Annotated in this window: 14 protein-coding genes; 3 read left to right on the top strand and 11 right to left on the bottom strand. The window is 64.7% G+C overall.

Features of this window, described 5'->3' with window-relative positions; genetic code table 11:
* Window positions 1-65: 65 nt before the first annotated feature.
* Together tcuB and tcuA are read right to left on the bottom strand one after the other, a co-directional pair.
* Window positions 66-1,172: a tricarballylate utilization 4Fe-4S protein TcuB gene (tcuB, locus tag OC450_RS28515; protein WP_262049096.1), complete on the bottom strand. Its 1,107-nt coding sequence runs from the start codon at window positions 1,170-1,172 to the stop codon at window positions 66-68.
* On the bottom strand, window positions 1,159-2,550 hold the full coding sequence (gene tcuA, locus OC450_RS28510; RefSeq protein WP_262049095.1) for an FAD-dependent tricarballylate dehydrogenase TcuA: 1,392 nt from the start codon (window positions 2,548-2,550) through the stop codon (window positions 1,159-1,161). The genes tcuB and tcuA overlap by 14 nt, the downstream gene beginning before the upstream one ends.
* A gap of 150 nt (window positions 2,551-2,700) precedes the next feature.
* Here tcuA and OC450_RS28505 point away from each other — a divergent pair, with 150 nt between their 5' ends.
* A complete protein-coding gene (locus OC450_RS28505; RefSeq protein ID WP_262049094.1) occupies window positions 2,701-3,384 on the top strand; it encodes a GntR family transcriptional regulator in 684 nt (227 codons plus the stop codon).
* Window positions 3,385-3,394: 10 nt separating this feature from the next.
* Here the strand turns inward: OC450_RS28505 and ybaK are convergent, their stop codons facing one another.
* From ybaK to mobB, 8 genes are all read right to left on the bottom strand, one after another.
* Complete coding sequence (gene ybaK, locus OC450_RS28500; RefSeq protein ID WP_211381820.1) at window positions 3,395-3,868, bottom strand: Cys-tRNA(Pro) deacylase; 474 nt, start codon at window positions 3,866-3,868, stop codon at window positions 3,395-3,397.
* A gap of 168 nt (window positions 3,869-4,036) precedes the next feature.
* Entirely contained in the window at window positions 4,037-6,805 is a 2,769-nt protein-coding gene (gene fdhF / locus OC450_RS28495; protein ID WP_262049093.1) for a formate dehydrogenase subunit alpha, read from the bottom strand.
* On the bottom strand, window positions 6,802-8,505 hold the full coding sequence (locus OC450_RS28490; RefSeq protein ID WP_262049092.1) for an NADH-ubiquinone oxidoreductase-F iron-sulfur binding region domain-containing protein: 1,704 nt from the start codon (window positions 8,503-8,505) through the stop codon (window positions 6,802-6,804). The genes fdhF and OC450_RS28490 overlap by 4 nt, the downstream gene beginning before the upstream one ends.
* Window positions 8,506-8,658: 153 nt before the next feature.
* On the bottom strand, window positions 8,659-8,940 hold the full coding sequence (locus OC450_RS28485; RefSeq protein WP_262049091.1) for a hypothetical protein: 282 nt from the start codon (window positions 8,938-8,940) through the stop codon (window positions 8,659-8,661).
* 90 nt (window positions 8,941-9,030) lie between these two features.
* On the bottom strand, window positions 9,031-10,683 hold the full coding sequence (locus OC450_RS28480; protein WP_211381816.1) for an OFA family MFS transporter: 1,653 nt from the start codon (window positions 10,681-10,683) through the stop codon (window positions 9,031-9,033).
* 318 nt (window positions 10,684-11,001) lie between these two features.
* Window positions 11,002-11,265: a sulfurtransferase TusA family protein gene (locus OC450_RS28475; RefSeq protein WP_211381815.1), complete on the bottom strand. Its 264-nt coding sequence runs from the start codon at window positions 11,263-11,265 to the stop codon at window positions 11,002-11,004.
* 44 nt (window positions 11,266-11,309) lie between these two features.
* Window positions 11,310-12,566 (bottom strand): gephyrin-like molybdotransferase Glp, encoded by a 1,257-nt coding sequence (glp, locus tag OC450_RS28470; RefSeq protein WP_211381814.1) that lies wholly within the window; start codon window positions 12,564-12,566, stop codon window positions 11,310-11,312.
* Between the two features lie 9 nt (window positions 12,567-12,575).
* Window positions 12,576-13,103 carry a molybdopterin-guanine dinucleotide biosynthesis protein B gene (mobB, locus tag OC450_RS28465; RefSeq protein WP_262049090.1) on the bottom strand — a complete coding sequence of 176 codons (528 nt, stop codon included), beginning with the start codon at window positions 13,101-13,103 and terminating at the stop codon, window positions 12,576-12,578.
* 206 nt (window positions 13,104-13,309) lie between these two features.
* Here mobB and fdhD point away from each other — a divergent pair, with 206 nt between their 5' ends.
* Both fdhD and mobA read left to right on the top strand, forming a co-directional pair.
* On the top strand, window positions 13,310-14,200 hold the full coding sequence (fdhD, locus tag OC450_RS28460) for a formate dehydrogenase accessory sulfurtransferase FdhD (protein WP_262049089.1): 891 nt from the start codon (window positions 13,310-13,312) through the stop codon (window positions 14,198-14,200).
* On the top strand, window positions 14,181-14,822 hold the full coding sequence (mobA, locus tag OC450_RS28455) for a molybdenum cofactor guanylyltransferase MobA (protein WP_211381811.1): 642 nt from the start codon (window positions 14,181-14,183) through the stop codon (window positions 14,820-14,822). The genes fdhD and mobA overlap by 20 nt, the downstream gene beginning before the upstream one ends.
* A 6-nt stretch (window positions 14,823-14,828) precedes the next feature.
* Here the strand turns inward: mobA and OC450_RS28450 are convergent, their stop codons facing one another.
* Window positions 14,829-15,959: an FAD-dependent monooxygenase gene (locus tag OC450_RS28450; protein WP_262049088.1), complete on the bottom strand. Its 1,131-nt coding sequence runs from the start codon at window positions 15,957-15,959 to the stop codon at window positions 14,829-14,831.
* Window positions 15,960-15,980 lie beyond the last annotated feature (21 nt).

The raw sequence follows: 15,980 nt of genomic DNA, 5'->3' as shown, positions 1-15,980 counted from the left end.
CGGTCGTCTCGAAGGACGAGGCGCGCGCTGTGATCGCGCAAAATGCCATATGCGATTGCCGCCCCTCAAGAGCCGGCTTCGCTGCGACGCTCCTGTGCATAGCGAACCAGTGCCGCGAAGCGGTAGATGCCGTGCACGAACTTGCCGTAGGGCATGGTGATGAACAGCGCGAACACCGCGCCGAGATGCAGTGCCAGCAGCGGCCCCATCGCGGCGGTTTCCCGCAACAGCAGGAGCAGCATGCCGGTGAAGCCGGTCAGGAACAGCATGGCGATGAAGCCAACATCCATGCCGTAGCGCTGCTCGTCAAGCAGCTCCGGTGCGTGGCGCGATTTCGCGATGAACAATCCGATCGGCCCGATGATCAGACCGAGGCCGCCGAGCGTGCCGAGCACCACGGGCAGATCCCACCACGGATACGGCGCCTCGCGGCTAAGGAGATAGTGATAGAGCGTGGCGACTGACGTCGCGGCAAAGCACAGCAGGAAGCCGTAGAAGGTCAAATGATGGAAAAGCTTGCGCCGGTCGGTCGGCTTGTCGTCCTCGTTGTAGCAGCCGACGCCGCCGCCATGGAGATAGCGCAGCTCGCCGGCATCGCGGATCGCCTGGACAATCGAGCCGCCGTCGGCGCGGCCGCCGATCGGCGTACCGATGTCGCGCCAGAACGCGCGCACGCTCATGACCAGCGCGAGGATCGCATAGAGAAAGGCGGCGCTGAACAATGCGGCCATCGCGTTGTGCGGCATCAGTCTGTAGAACGCGCCGGGACCGGCGTGCACGCCGAACAGCACGCTGTGGTCATTGAGAGCAGCAAAGCCGAGGATGAAGGCCGCCATGCTGAGCGCGGCGACGATGCCGATGACGAGGCCGTTGCGCGCGAAGGCGCCCGAAAGTGCATGCGGCCAGGCATAGGCTGCGTAGGACTCGGCGCGCACGACCGCCAGCGTCTTTGGGACGTTGACGTTGAACTCGTGCGGCGGCGAGAACTGGCAGTCGACATAGCAGGCGCCACAGGAATGGCATAGGTTTGCGAGATAGTTGAGGTCGCCGTCCGAGAACGCACGGCGCATCTCCATGGCGGGAAACACCGCGCAGAGCCCCTCGCAGTAGCGGCAGGAATTGCAGACCGTCATCAGACGGTCGGCCTCGTCCAAAATTCTAGTTCCGTGCATGTTTCGCCGCTTCCCGTCCTGCGATCCGTCCGAACACGCTGCCGATCGTCATGCCCATGCCGGCGGCATAACCCTTGCCGAGCACGTTGCCGGCCATGATCTCGCCAGCCGCGAACATGTTGGCCGACGGCTTGCCGTCCGCCATCAGCATCCGCGCCTCCTTGGTGACGCGGGTGCCGAGATAGGTGAAGGTGATGCCGGGCCGCACCGGATAGGCGAGATAAGGCGGCGTCTCGATTTTGCGCGCCCAATGCGTCTTTTGCGGCGAGATGCCCTCGGTGCGGCAGTCGTCGAGAATGGTGTGGTCGAAGGTGCCGGGCCGCACCGCCGCGTTGAACTCGGTGACGGTCTTTTCCAGCGCGGCTGGATCGAGCTGCAGCTTGCCGGCAAGCTCGGCCACCGTCTGCCCGGCGATCGGCGGGAACAGCGTCGGCATGAACGAGGTGACCACGGTCGAATCAAAAATGATGTAGGCGATCTGGTCGGGCTGCGCCGCGACCAGCCGGCCCCAGATCGCGTAGCGCTTCGGCCAGATGTCCTCGCCCTCGTCGTAGAACCGCTGCGAATGCTTGTTGACGACGATGCCGAACACGACCGAGTCGTGGCGCGTGATGATGCCGCCGTCGAATTTCGGCGCACGGGCATCGATCGCCACCGCGTGGCACTGGGTGGGATCGCCGACCTCCTGCACGCCCTTGTCGAGCAGCATCTTCAGGATCGAGCCGCGATTATAGGGCGTACCGCGGATCAGGAAATTGTCGGCAGCCTCGCCCCAATATTGCTTGAGCCATTCGATGTTGGCCTCGAAACCGCCGGCCGCGGCGACCAGTGACGTCGCGCGGATCTCGGTCTCGCCCTTGACGGGCCGCTCGAGGCGCGCGGCGAGGAACATGCCGTCCTCGATCACGAGCTCGGTGACTTCGGCATCATATTCGACGTCGACGCCCAGCCGCTGGGCGGTCAGATACAGCGCATTCAGCATCGCGCGCCCGCCACCGAGGAAGAACGAGTTGGTGCGGCCGAGACTCAGCGTGCCGCCGAGCGAGGGCTGCCAGCGCACGCCCTGCTCCACGATCCAGTTCAGGATATCCTTGGACTCGCGGATCATGTGGCGGGCGAGCATCTCGTCGGTCTGTCCGCCGGTGACACGCAGCAGATCCTCCCAGAATTCCTCCTCGGTATACGGACCTGTGAGAATTTCGGTCGCCGCGTCATGAGCGCAGCGCATGTTGCGGGTGTGGCGGGGGTTGCCGCCGCGATAGAACTTTGGCGCGCCTTCGAGCACGAGGACGGAGGCGCCGCCACGCCGCGCAGCGATCGCCGCGCACAGCGCCGCATTGCCACCGCCGATCACCAGCACGTCGTATTTGCTGCTCATGCCGTGTACCCGGAGCGACGAAGTTAGAGACATTCTGCCCGACGGCAGCCTCGCCCACTCCGGACCGCCATTGCGCACCTTTGTATACAAGGATATACAGTAAGGGAGCAAGCGGCATCTCTGCATGGGCAGGATGCGCCTCGAGGGACCATGGCCAGACGCCCGGCAAAGACAGGCGGCTCGATCGCGCGCGGCGGCGGCGTGGCGCTCGGCGAAGCCGTGTTCCGTTCGCTCTGCGAGGCGCTGCAAGCCGGTAGCTACCGCGCCGGCGATCGCCTGCGCGAGGAGGAGGTCGCCCAGCGACTGAAGGTCAGCCGCACGCCGGTGCGGGAGGCGCTCGGCCGGCTCGCCGCGCGTGGTTTCGTCGAGCCGGCCGGCGGCCGCGGCGTGATCGTGCGCAACCTCGACATTTCAGAAGTGGTCGAGCTTTACGCCATGCGCGAGATCATGGAAGGCGCGGCCGCGCGCCTGGCCGCCGAGCATGCCTCGACGACGGAGATCGATGCACTCAGGGATATCGAACAGTCTTTTGTTGAATCCTCCGCGACCGACGCGGCCGAGATGGCGCGGCTCAACCGCGCCTTCCACGAAGCCGTCTGCCGCGCCGCGCGCAACCGCTATCTCGACAACGCCTCCCACGAATTGCAGGACTGGATCGCGCTGCTCGGTCCCACCACCTTCACGGTGACGGGACGCCCATCGACCAGCCACAGCGAGCACCAAATCATCATCGAGGCCATCGCCGCGCGCGACGGCGACAAGGCCGAGCAGCTCGCGCGCGCGCATATCCGCGAGGCGTTACGCTGCCGGCTCAAGCTGTTGCAGAAGCAGTAGAACGCAACGCTCAGGCGATCAAGTCTGCGGCAACCGCGTTCGACACGTCCCGCACATCACCCGGCTTGAGCCGCACCTGCAGTCCGCGCTGACCGCCATTGACATACACATACTCGTGCGCGAGCGCGATCTGCTCGATCACGACGGGCACCGGTTTCCGCTGCCCGAACGGACTGATGCCGCCGACCTTGAAGCCGGTGAGGCGCTCGGCCTCCGGCGGCTTCATCATTTGCGCGGACTTGCCGCCGACAGCAGCGGCGAGCTTCTTCATCGACACTTCCTGGTCGGACGGAACGATGATGCAGACCGGCTTGCCGTCGACCAGGGCTATCAGCGTCTTCAACACGCGCGCGGGATCCTCAGCCAGGGCAGCCGCCGCCTGGAGGCCGATGCTCTCGGCGTCGGGATCGTAGTCGTAAGCGTGAACGGTGAAGGCGACACCGGCGGCTGTGAGCGCGCGTGTGGCGGGGGTGACTTTCGACATGGATTACGTTTACCACCGTCGTTGCGAGCGGCGAAGCCGGCGCTGTTGGTGATCATGCATTGATGCAGGTGTTTTGACCGACGCCGCAAGTCGTTTCGGCAAGACCGAAAATTCCTCAAGCCTTTCAACCCCTCGCCTACTGTGCATGGGGTTGTTTTTCGCGAATTGCTACTCCGCCGCGTCCCGCATCTCCGCGCGCTCGGCTCTCGCCGCGCAGAACTTGAACTCCGGGATCTTGCCGAACGGATCGAGCGCCGGATTGGTCAGCAGGTTCGCCGCCGCCTCCGCGTAGCAGAACGGCATGAACACCATGTTCTCGGGCACGTCGCGGTCGGAGCGGACCTTGACCTCGACCGCGCCACGGCGGGTCTCCAGGCGAATGAAATCGCCGGGCGCCAGCTTCTTCCTGTGCATGTCCTTTGGCGACATGAACGCAACCGCCTCGGGCTCGATCTGGTCGAGCACCTGGGCGCGGCGCGTCATCGAGCCGGTGTGCCAGTGCTCGAGCACGCGGCCGGTCGAGAGCACCATCGGATATTCGTCGTCGGGGATCTCGTCCGGCGGGATGACGTGAGCCGGCACGATCTTGCCGCGCCCGCTCGCGGTCGGGAATCCGGTCGTGAAGATGATCTCGTTGCCCGGCTTGTCCGGATCGTCCGCCGGATAGGTCACGGCACCTTCGCGCACCAGCCGTTCCCAGCTGATGTTCTTGAGCGACGGCATGAGCTCTGCCATCTCGGTGTAGACATCGCCGGGGCCGGCATAATTCCACGGCAGGCCCATGCGCTTGCCGATCTCCTGGATGATCCAGAGATCCTGCCGCGCATCGCCCGGTGGCTTGATCACCTGGCGCGCGAGCTGCACGCGGCGATCGGTGTTGGTGAAGGAGCCTTCCTTCTCGGCAAAGGCCGAGGCCGGCAGGATGACGTCGGCGTGGAATGCGGTCTCGGTGACGAAGAGGTCCTGCACCACGAGGTGATCGAGCATGGCGAGCGCCTGGCGCGCATGCTGCAGATCGGGGTCGGACATCGCCGGATTCTCACCCTCGATATACATGCCCTTGATCTCGCCGGCGTGGATCGCATTCATGATCTCGACCACGGTCAGGCCGCGGACGGGATCGAGGTCTTGGCCCCACAGCTTCTCGAAGGCCCCGCGCAAATCGTCGCGACCGACCGGCTGATAGTCCGGCAGGAACATCGGGATCAGGCCGGCGTCGGACGCGCCCTGCACGTTGTTCTGTCCGCGCAGCGGATGCAGGCCGGTGCCGGGACGGCCGACCTGGCCGGTGATCAGCGCCAGCGCGATCAGGCAGCGCGCATTGTCGGTGCCGTGAACGTGCTGGCTGATGCCCATGCCCCAGAAGATGATCGACGATTTTGCGCGCGCATAGGTACGCGCCACCTCGCGCAGGGTTTGCGCCGGGACGCCGCAGATCGGCTCCATCTTCTCCGGCGTGAACTCCTTGATCTTCTCCTTGAGATCCTCGAAGCCTTCGGTGTAGCCGGCGATGTACTGATCGTCCGTCAGGCCTTCTGTGATGATCGTGTTGATCATCGCGTTCAGCATGGCGACGTCGGAGCCGGGCTTGAATTGCAGATGCTTGGTGGCATGACGCGACAGCGTCTGCCGGCGCGGATCCATCACGAACAGCTTGGCGCCATTCTGCTTGACCGCGTTCTTGATGAAGGTCGCGGCGACCGGATGATTCACGGTCGGATTGGCGCCGATCACGATGATGACCTCGGCGTCCATCGCCGCCGAGAACGGCGCCGACACCGCACCGGAGCTCAGGCCCTCGAACAGCGCGGCGACCGACGAGGCGTGGCACAGACGGGTGCAATGGTCGACATTGTTCGAACCGAAGCCGGTGCGTACCAGCTTCTGGAACAGATAGGCCTCCTCGTTCGAGCCCTTGGCCGAGCCGAAGCCCGCCAGCGCCTTCACGCCGTTGGTGTCGCGGATCTTGACCAGGCCCTTGGCGGCGATGTCGAGCGCTTCCTCCCAGCTCGCTTCACGGAAATGCGTGAAAGGATTGGCCGGATCGACCTGGTCGTTGGAATCCTTCTTCGCATTCGGCAGCCGCACCAGCGGCTTGGTCAGGCGATGCGGATGGTGGATGTAGTCGAAGCCGAAACGGCCCTTCACACAGAGACGATTGTGATTGGCGGGGCCGTCGCGGCCCTCGGCGTAGATCACCTTCTCGTCCTTGACCTCGTAGGTCACCTGGCAGCCGACGCCGCAGAACGGGCAGAGCGAATCCACCTTCTTGTCGGCATAGGTGACGCGCGTCTGCGCCTCGTCCAGCATCACGGCCGGCATCAGCGCGCCGGTCGGACAGGCCTGCACGCATTCGCCGCAGGCAACGCAGGTGGATTCGCCCATGGGATCGTCGAAGTCGAACACGATCTTCGAGCCATGACTGCGATAGGCCATGCCGATGACGTCGTTGACCTGCACCTCGCGGCAGGCGCGCACGCAGAGGCCGCACTGGATGCAGGCATCGAGATTGACGCGCATCGCCGGATGGCTGGCATCGGTCGCCCAGCGCTCGGCGGCAGGGAAGCGGCTCTCGGTGACGCCAGTGGTCTCGGCCCAGTGCCAGAATTTGGATTCCGGATCATGCGAGGTCTCGCGCGCCGGCTGGTCGGCGACGAGCAGCTCCATCACCATCTTTTGCGCCGCGACCGCACGGTGGCTTTCGGACTTCACCTTCATGCCGACCGACGGCGTGCGCTTGCAGGAGGCCGCAAGCACGCGCTCGCCCTCGATCTCCACCATGCAGGCGCGGCAATTGCCGTCGGGGCGATAGTCCGGCGCCGGCGAATAGCACAGATGGGGAATCTCCCGGCCCTGGCGTTTTGCGACTTGCCAGATCGTCTCGCCGGGACTGGCCTCGACCTGCTTGCCGTCAAGCTCGAACGTAATCTTCGTCATTCGGCCGCTTCCTTGAACTCGTCAGGGAAATATTTGATCACGGTGGCAAGCGGATTCGATGCCGCCTGTCCGAGCCCGCAGATCGAGGCATCACGCATCGCCTGGCTCAATTCCTCCAGCAAGGCGCGGTTCCAGACCGGCTGCTGCATCAGCAGCGCCGCCTTCTGGGTTCCGACGCGGCATGGCGTGCACTGGCCGCAGCTTTCGTCCTCGAAGAACTTCATCAGGTTCAGCGCCGCCGCCCGCACGCTGTCCTTCTGCGACAGGATCACGATCGCGGCCGAGCCGATGAAGCAGCCGTATTTCTCCAGCGTGCCGAAATCGAGCGGGATGTCGTCCATCGACGCCGGCAGGATGCCGCCGGACGCGCCGCCCGGCAGATAAGCATAGAACTGATGGCCGTCGGCCATGCCGCCGCAATATTCGTCGATCAACTCGCGCACGGTGATGCCTGCGGGCGCGAGCTTCATGCCCGGCGTCTTGACGCGGCCTGACACCGAGAAGCTGCGCAGGCCTTGACGCTCGTGCCGCCCATGGCCCTTCCACCAGTCAGCGCCCTTCTCGACGATGTCGCGCACCCACCACAGCGTCTCGATGTTGTTGATCAACGTCGGCAGTCCGAACAGGCCGACCTGAAACGGGTAAGGCGGCTTGTGCCGGGGCAGGCCGCGCTTGCCCTCGATGCTTTCCAGCAGCGAAGATTCCTCGCCGCAGATATAGGCACCGGCGCCGCGGCGCATGTGCAACGTCGGGCCGCCCGCGGGCAGCTTCGCGAGCTCGCGCTCGAGGATTTCGCGCGATGCCGGATATTCATCGCGCAGGTAGATGTAGACGTCGGAGGCCTGCACCACATGCGCGCCGATCAGCATGCCCTCGAGAAAGCGATGCGGATCGCTTTCGAGATAGACGCGATCCTTGAACGTGCCGGGCTCGCCCTCGTCGCCGTTGATCGCCATCAACCGCGGCCCGGGCTCGCCCAGCACCGCGCGCCATTTGCGCCCCGTCGGGAAGCCGGCGCCGCCGAGCCCGCGCAGCGAGGCGTCGTCGAGCGCCTTCAGCAGATCATCCTTCGACAGTTCGCCGGAGCGCACGCGATCGAGCAGCTTGTAGCCGCCGCCGGCGACATAGGCGTCGTAGTCGATATATTTGGGCAGATGCGCGTGGGTGTCGCCGGCCTTCGCGGCGGCCATCACATTTGCGACCGTCGCATGATCGACGAAGTTGTGGCCGACCTCGGCCGCCGGCGCGGTATCGCAGCGCCCGACGCAGGGCGCGCGGACGACACGGATGCCGGGACCCGACGCGCTCTGCAGATCCTCGAGCAGCTTCTCGCCGCCGAGCATCGCGCAAGTCAGCGAATCGCAGACGCGGATCGTCAGCGGCGCGATATCGGGCTCGCCTTCCTTCACGATATCGAAATGCGCGTAGAACGTCGCGGTCTCGAACACCTCGGCGAAGGCGAGATTCATCTCGTCGGCAAGCGCGGCAAGATGCGCGGCCGAGATCTGGTGATATTTGTCCTGGATCAGATGGAGATATTCGATCAGGAGATCGCGCCGCCGCGACCGGTCGCCGAGCAGCTGCTCGATCTCGTGCGCGGCGGTGGGATCGACCTGCCGCCCCTTGGGCGTGGCCTTGGCTCGCTTCCGTCCCTCGCCCGGATGCTCGAACGAGCGGACCTCATGCACGTCGTGGTTCATCGATGAGTCTCGTAAACCTTCTTTAGAACATGTCCAAGTCTAGCTTTTGGCATACCAGATGCCAAGCGAATTCATCCGTTCCGATAAGCATTTAAGGGGCATGCGGCCCAACAAGCCTCACGCCCCCCTACGCAAACTGATCGTGGAACCGGCTCAGGTCTTGTTCATGCACTCTTCGATGTAGAACCAGCGATCGTCGCCGGCGAGGCCCTTGGCTTTCACGTCGGCACGGCAGGACTTGAGCTTTGGCTTGTTGGCCGCCCACTTCGCCTTCATGTCCTTCAGCTTCTGCATGGTGAGCTTGATCTTGCCAGGCTTGGCCTCGGTCGTCGCGGCTGGTGCGGTGGTCGCAGGTGCCGCCGCGGTTTGCGCGGACGCGGCATGAAGGCTTGCGGCCAGCAGCATGGCGGCAAGGCAGATACGGGTGCGAAGCATAGGAATCCCCCTAGGTCCCATTCTCATTGATCAGCAAGGCGAACACCGCGGGAAGCTGGCGTCAGCCTCCCGCGGGTGGTGGGTTTGCGGTCAGAGGATTTTAACCGCGCTCTCGAGCGTCTTATACACGCCCCACGCCATGGGAACGCCGACGACGAGCCAGAAAATCGCAGCCTTGGCGTCGAGGCCGCCAGTGCCGATTCCGAACGAACCCGTCTGGACAACATTGGCGCCGGCGTTCGCCGCCTGCAACTTCGCGACCTCCGCCTCGCTCATGTACCATTTCGAAGCGACCGGCTTGATCAGGTAGTTGCAGATGATGCCCGCAATCAGCATCGCGCAGAGAATGTACATAGTCGTATTGTATAGCTGGTCACGCGGCACACCCGCCGCGAGCTGGAACTCGCGGATGTAGTTGACCACAACGGGGCCGATGATGCCCGCGGTGGACCACGCCGTCAGCAGCCGGCCGTGGATGGCGCCGACGAACTGGGTCCCGAACATATCGGCGAGATAGGCCGGCACGGTCGCGAAGCCCCCGCCATACATCGACAGGATGACGCCGAAGCCGAGCACGAACAGCAGCTTCGAGCCCATCGCCGCAAAGGTCGGCGCCAGCGCGTAGAGCACGATGCCGAGGATGAAGAACGTATAGTAGGTGTTCTTGCGGCCGATATAGTCCGACAGCGACGCCCAGAAGAAGCGACCGCCGATGTTAAACAATGACAGCAGGCCCGCGAAGCCCGCCGCGATGCCGGCGATGACCGTCTTCTGATCGACCGAGAGCTGACTAAAGGTGAGCTCCGGATGGCCGATCAGCTTTCCGGCGAAGATTTCCTGCAACATCGGAGAGGCCATGCCGATCACACCGATGCCGGCAGACACGTTCAAGCACAGCACCCACCAGATCAGCCAGAACTGCGGCGTCTTGTGCGCGTTGTCCAGGTGAACGTGATGCTCGGAGATCATCGTTTTCTTCTCGCTCGGCGGCGTCCAGCCCTCGGGCTTCCAGCCCGCCGGCGTCACGCGGTAGGCGAACGCGCCGATGGTCATGAAGAAGAAATAGACCACGCCCATGACGACGAAGGCCTGCCACACGCCGACCTCGGTCGATGTCTTGAAGTAGTTGATCAGGAGATTGGCAAACGGTGCGCCGATCATAGCGCCGCCGCCGAAGCCCATGATCGCCATGCCGGTCGCCATGCCGCGGCGATCGGGGAACCATTTGATCAGCGTCGACACCGGCGAGATGTAACCGAGACCAAGGCCGATGCCGCCGATCACGCCGGAGCCGAGCCACATGATCCAGAGCTGATGCAGATAGATGCCGATGGCGCCGAGAATGAGACCGCCGCACCAGCAGATCGCCGCGACGAAGCCGGCCTTGCGCGGACCGACCCGCTCGAGCCAGCCGCCCCAAACAGCGGCCGCAACGCCGAGCACGACGAAGAATAGGGTGAACATCCAGCCGAGGCTCGCGACCTTCCAGTCGCAAGTGGTGGTGAAGAGCTCCTGCCACAGCGACATGTCCGGACAGGCCTTCGGCGCGGTGATGCCGATCGCGCGCGAGAGCGGCAACCAGAACACCGAGAAGCCGTAAGCCATGCCGATGCACAAATGGATGCATAGCGCCGCAGGCGGCACCAGCCAGCGATTGAAGCCGGCCCTCGCAATCGTCCGCTCACGATCAAGAAAGCCGGCGCCAGCGCCTGAAATCGTTCCAGCGCTCTCAATAGTAGCCATACAGTCCTCCCCTAAGCCGCCCTTCTGAGCAGCCTGCCACTAAGATCCTGATCCTCAGCCATCCGCGGTGCAGCCAGCTGTCCCTGCTGCCCCCGCACAATCATCCGACGCGCACCAGGATCGTCACGCGCCTCCGAAAAGTTAACCCCTCGAGCGGGGCTCTATGCCCGATACGACGTGCAAGCTTTGTGTACGGCCCATTGATCCGCGTATCGCAGACAAGACTCAACCTCCGCGCCCCCACGGAGAAAGTCAATTTGGGCAGAAGCCATGATCGATGTCGATAGACAAAAGGTCGGTATCAACGCGGTAACGCGCTCAAGAACGCAGCGCACCATTGGCGCTGCCTATCGGACCATTCGTCTTTTCTATCAAGAACACGATGCGCGCGTCGTTGCGCTCGGTGATCTCCACCGTGTCGCCGGTCTCCCGAATCAGGTTCGGAATGTCAATCACCGACAGGGGATCCGTGCAGTGCACCTCGAGCTGATCGCCCGGCTGCAATGGTTTGAGTGCCTTGCGTGTCTTCAGGGCGGGCAGCGGGCATTTCAGCCCGGTGAGATCGAGCGTGGTTCTGGTCATGGGCGCAACATGGCGGGGCCGGTCCGTGGCGTCAACGCAACCGGTCAGAGCAGATCGGCATAGGACAGGAAACCTACGCCCTGCCCCGGCTCGACCTTCGTGATCTCCTCGCCGAGTTCGACAAGACCGTCGGTCTCGACCAGCGACGACAACAGCCCGGCGCCTTCGCGCGGGAACTTGACCGCCTCCAGCGCGCCGTCCTCCGCGCGCCGCAGGGAGACGCGAACATATTCGCGGCGGCCGATCTTCTTCTTGTAGGAGAACGACGCGCGCACCGGGATCGACAACAGCGGTTCCGGCAAACCACCCATCAGCGCCAGCGCCGTTGGCCGCACCACATGGACGAAGGTGACGAAACTGGCCACGGGATTGCCGGGCAGGCCGATCAGCGGCGTGCCGCCGATGATACCCATCGCCACGGGACGGCCGGGCTTGATCGCCATCCGCCACAACACCAGCGAGCCGACGCTCTCGACCGCCGCCTTGACGTGATCCTCCTCCCCGGTCGAGACACCGCCGGTGGTGAGGATCAGGTCATGCTTGCTTGCAACCTGCTTCAAGCCATTGGCGAGCGAAGCACGCTCGTCGCGCAGGATGCCGAGGTCGCTAACCTCGCAGCCGAGCCGGCGCAGCATCGCCATCAGCATGAAGCGGTTGGAATCGAACAGCTGCGAGGTCGCGCGCGGCTCGCCCGGCGAAGCCAGCTCGTCGCCGGTCGAGAACACCGCAACGCGGATGCGCCTGACGACGTCGACCCGCATCAGGCCCAACGCCGCGGCGAGCGCGACATGCTGTGGCCGCAGCCGTTGGCCGGCGCGCAGCGCGACGTGCCCTTCGGGAATGTCCTCGCCGGCGGGGCGCACATTGGCACCCGGCTTCAGCCCTGGCGGCAGCACGACCTTGCCGGCCTCATCGATCCGGACATCCTCCTGCATGAAGACGGTCCCGGCCTCCGGTGGCATCGGCGCGCCCGTGAAGATGCGCGCGGTGTGGCCGGGCTTGATGGCGGCCTGTGCAAGGCCGCCGGCCTGGATGCGGCCATCGACCGGCAAGGCGTGTTCTCCGCTTTGCGGAAGGTCCGCATTGCGCACGGCGTACCCGTCAACTGCCGAGTTCGTGAAGGGCGGCAGCGGTAGCGGCGCAGCGACGTCGCGCGCCAGAACCCGCCCATCGGCATCCACGAGCGCCACGGTTTCGAGATCGGCAATCGCGTTGACGCGCGTCGTGATCAGACCAACGGCCTCGTCGACCGACATCATCGGTCCACCGAACGCAAAACAATCGTCCGACAATTGCGCCATGGTGCCTCGTCAGCGCAGCGCGGCGCTTTTCGCGACCGCTTCCTCGACCGGCATCGCCGCGGCCAGCAGCAATGCCGCGGCAGCCTCGATATCATCGAGATGGACGGTCGGCAGCCGCGATTCAATGGCGATGTCGGCCACGATCCCGAAAATTCCGGGATCGTCAGGAAACAGCAACGGCTTGCCATTTCCGGCGCGATGCACCTCGATCTTGCGATGCGGCTCGCGCTTGAAGCCTTCGACCACGACCAGATCGACCGCTGACAGCTTGCTCAACAGTTCCGGCAGCCGCGGCTCGGCTGCGCCGCGCAACTCGTGCATCAGCGCCCAACGGTTCGACGAGGCCACCAGCACCTCAGCCGCGCCGGCCTCGCGATGGCGCCAGGAATCCTTGCCGGGGACGTCGACGTCGAACTGGTGATGCGCATGCTTGATGACGGAGACGCGCAGGCCCTGCGCGCTGAAATGCGGGATCAGCCGCGTCAACAGCGTGGTCTTGCCCGCACCGCTCCAGCCTGCAAGGCCGATGACTTTCATAACCTCTCGATCTCCGCCAACGACGCACCTGCCGATGGAACCTCCGGCCTTTCCCCGTCATTGCGAGCGTAGCGAAGCAATCCCGACTGCCACCGCGGAAGACTCTGGATTGCTTCGCTGCGCTCGCAATGACGACAGGAGCCATTTCGCTTTCCGCCAGCATGCTTATATCGGCTTGACCCGAATGTCATGCTAACGTCGAGGCCATGATGAAGATCGACAAAGCCCCGATGCCCCTGATCCTCCCGAATCCCGGCGATCCGCGCTTGACCCAGAGCGTGACCGGCACGGACCAGTCCGGCGCCAGGGTCGAGATCAAGGTACCGATGGAGCGGCCGCTGACGCTCTACCTGAATTCGCAGGAGATCGTCACCATGATGACGATCGGCGACTATCCGGAATATCTGGCGCTGGGCTATTTGCTCAACCAGAACATGCTGAAATACAACGACGAGGTCACCGAGGTCGAATACGACGACGACCTCCAGGTGGTCGTGGTGCGCACCACACACCACACCAATTTCGAAGCCAAGCTGAAGAAGCGCACGCAGACCTCGGGCTGCGCGCAGGGCACCGCCTTCGGCGACCTGCTCGAAGCAGTCGAGAGCGTCGCGCTGCCGAAGGCCGAGCTGCGCACCTCCTGGCTCTACCAGATGACGCAGACTATCAACACCATGCCCTCGCTCTATCTGGAGGCCGGCGCGATCCATGGCTGCGTGCTGTGCAGGGAGGGCGAACCGCTCTGCTACACCGAGGACGTCGGCCGCCACAATGCCGTCGACAAGATCGCGGGCTGGATGTACCGCCACGGCGTCGATGCGTCCGACAAGATCCTCTACACAACGGGACGGCTCACCTCGGAGATGGTGATCAAGACGGTGCGAATGGGGATTCCGATCCTGGTGTCGCGCTCCGGCTTCACCGCCTGGGGCGTCGACCTCGCAAGACAAGTCGGGCTGACACTCGTCGGTCGCACCCGCGGCAAGCGCTTCATCGCGCTCGCGGGCGAGGAGCGCATCGTCTACGACCAGAACCTCGCTTACGTCGAGGAAGAATCCGCAAAGCACAAGCGCAAGGGTGAAGGTGGTGACGACTGATCTTCCTCCGACGCAAGGCGTCCTGCTCGCCGGTGGCTTGGCGCGGCGCATGGGCGGCGGCGACAAGCCGATGCGGACCATCGGCGGCCGTACCATCCTGGAGCGCGTGATTGCGCGCCTTGCCCCCCAATGCAGCGGACTGATCCTCAACGCCAATGGCGATCCCGCACGCTTCGTCGCGTTCGGCTTGCAGGTCGTCCCCGATGAGGTACCCGGCTTCCCGGGCCCGCTCGCCGGCATCCTCGCCGCGCTCGACTGGACCGCCACGAACCGGCCGGGGGTCGAATGGGTGCTGAGCGCCGCCGGCGACTGCCCCTTCCTGCCGCGCGATCTGGTTGCGCGCTTGCATGAAGAACGCATCGCGGCCAATGCCGAGCTCGCGGTCGCGGCATCAGGCGACCAGTCGCATCCCGTGATCGGGCTGTGGCGCGTCTCCTTGCGCAATGAGCTGCGCCATGCGCTGGTCGTCGAGGACCTCCGAAAGATCGACCGCTGGACCGCGCGCTATCCACTGGCGACGGTGACCTGGCCGGCCGAGCCGCTCGATCCGTTCTTCAATGCCAACACGGTCGAGGACATCGCCGACGCAGAGCGGCTGGCGGCGCTGGATGCGGCGTCCTAATCCAGCTCAGGCCGCCAGCGGCACGGTCCACGCATCGTAGCCATAGACCCAGCTCGTATCGGTCCGCTGCTTCAGCCAGATATTGGCGCGCGAGGTTTCCTGCACCCGCGTTGTCCGCTCCTTGCGGGTCGCCTCGAACCGACGGAAGGCATCTGCGACGCCGTCACGGTCGACGCCGTCGAGACAGCGCGACAGCACGGCGGCATCCTCGATCGCCATGGCCGCGCCCTGCGCCATGTAGGGCGTCATCGGATGGCAGGCATCGCCGAGCAGCGTCACCTTGCCGTCGACCCATCGCTCCAGTGCGTCGCGGTCCATGATCGCCCATTTGTGGACATCGGGACAGGCGGCCAGCACCTGTCCGACCTGCGGATGAAAGCCTTCGAACGAGGCGCGCAGATCGCGCACGTCGCCCTTCGCGGACCAGGACTCGATGCGGAAATCCGGTTCGGGCTGACTGGTGACGAGATAGACCTCGCTGCGATCGGGCTTGACGTAATAGATCACGATGTGGCGGTCCTCGCCCCACCATTTCGTGCAGTCGTCGATCTTTTCACCGCCAAGCAGCGTGGCGGGATAGGTGGTGCGATAAGCGATGCGGCCGGTGAATTTGACCGGCGCGGTGTCGAACAGGATGTCGCGCACGGCTGAATGCACGCCGTCAGCGCCGACCACGGCATCGGCGACTACGCTTGTGCTGTTTGCGAAAGTGAGCCGGACGCCTTCTCCTGTCTCGTCGAGACCGACGAGCTTGTGGCTGAGCTTGATGCACGCGTCCGGCACCACGCTCGCCAGCGCCGCATGCAAATCGGCGCGATGGGCCAGCAGATAGGGCGCGCCGAACTTCTCTTCCGCGCTCTCGCCAAAAATCATGTCGAACTTGATATCGCCGCTGCGCCAGTCGCGGTTGTTCCAGGAGCGCGGGTAGAAGCAGTGCTCGCGCATCCGCGCTTCCAGTCCGAGCGCGCGCAGGACCTTCATCGCGTTGCAGCCAATCTGGATGCCGGCGCCGATGCGCGCAAATTGGGAGGCCTGCTCGTAGACCGTCACGTCGATGCCGGCGCGCTGGAGCGCTGCGGCAGTTGCTAGCCCACCCATGCCGGCACCGACGATCGCAACCGAAAGCGGCCTCGCCATCGCGTCCCCCACCCTGTCGCG

Origin of the sequence: Bradyrhizobium sp. Bra78, from assembly GCF_024519855.1 — a bacterium.
Classification (GTDB): domain Bacteria; phylum Pseudomonadota; class Alphaproteobacteria; order Rhizobiales; family Xanthobacteraceae; genus Bradyrhizobium; species Bradyrhizobium japonicum_G.
This window is presented reverse-complemented; position numbering and strand designations above follow the sequence as displayed.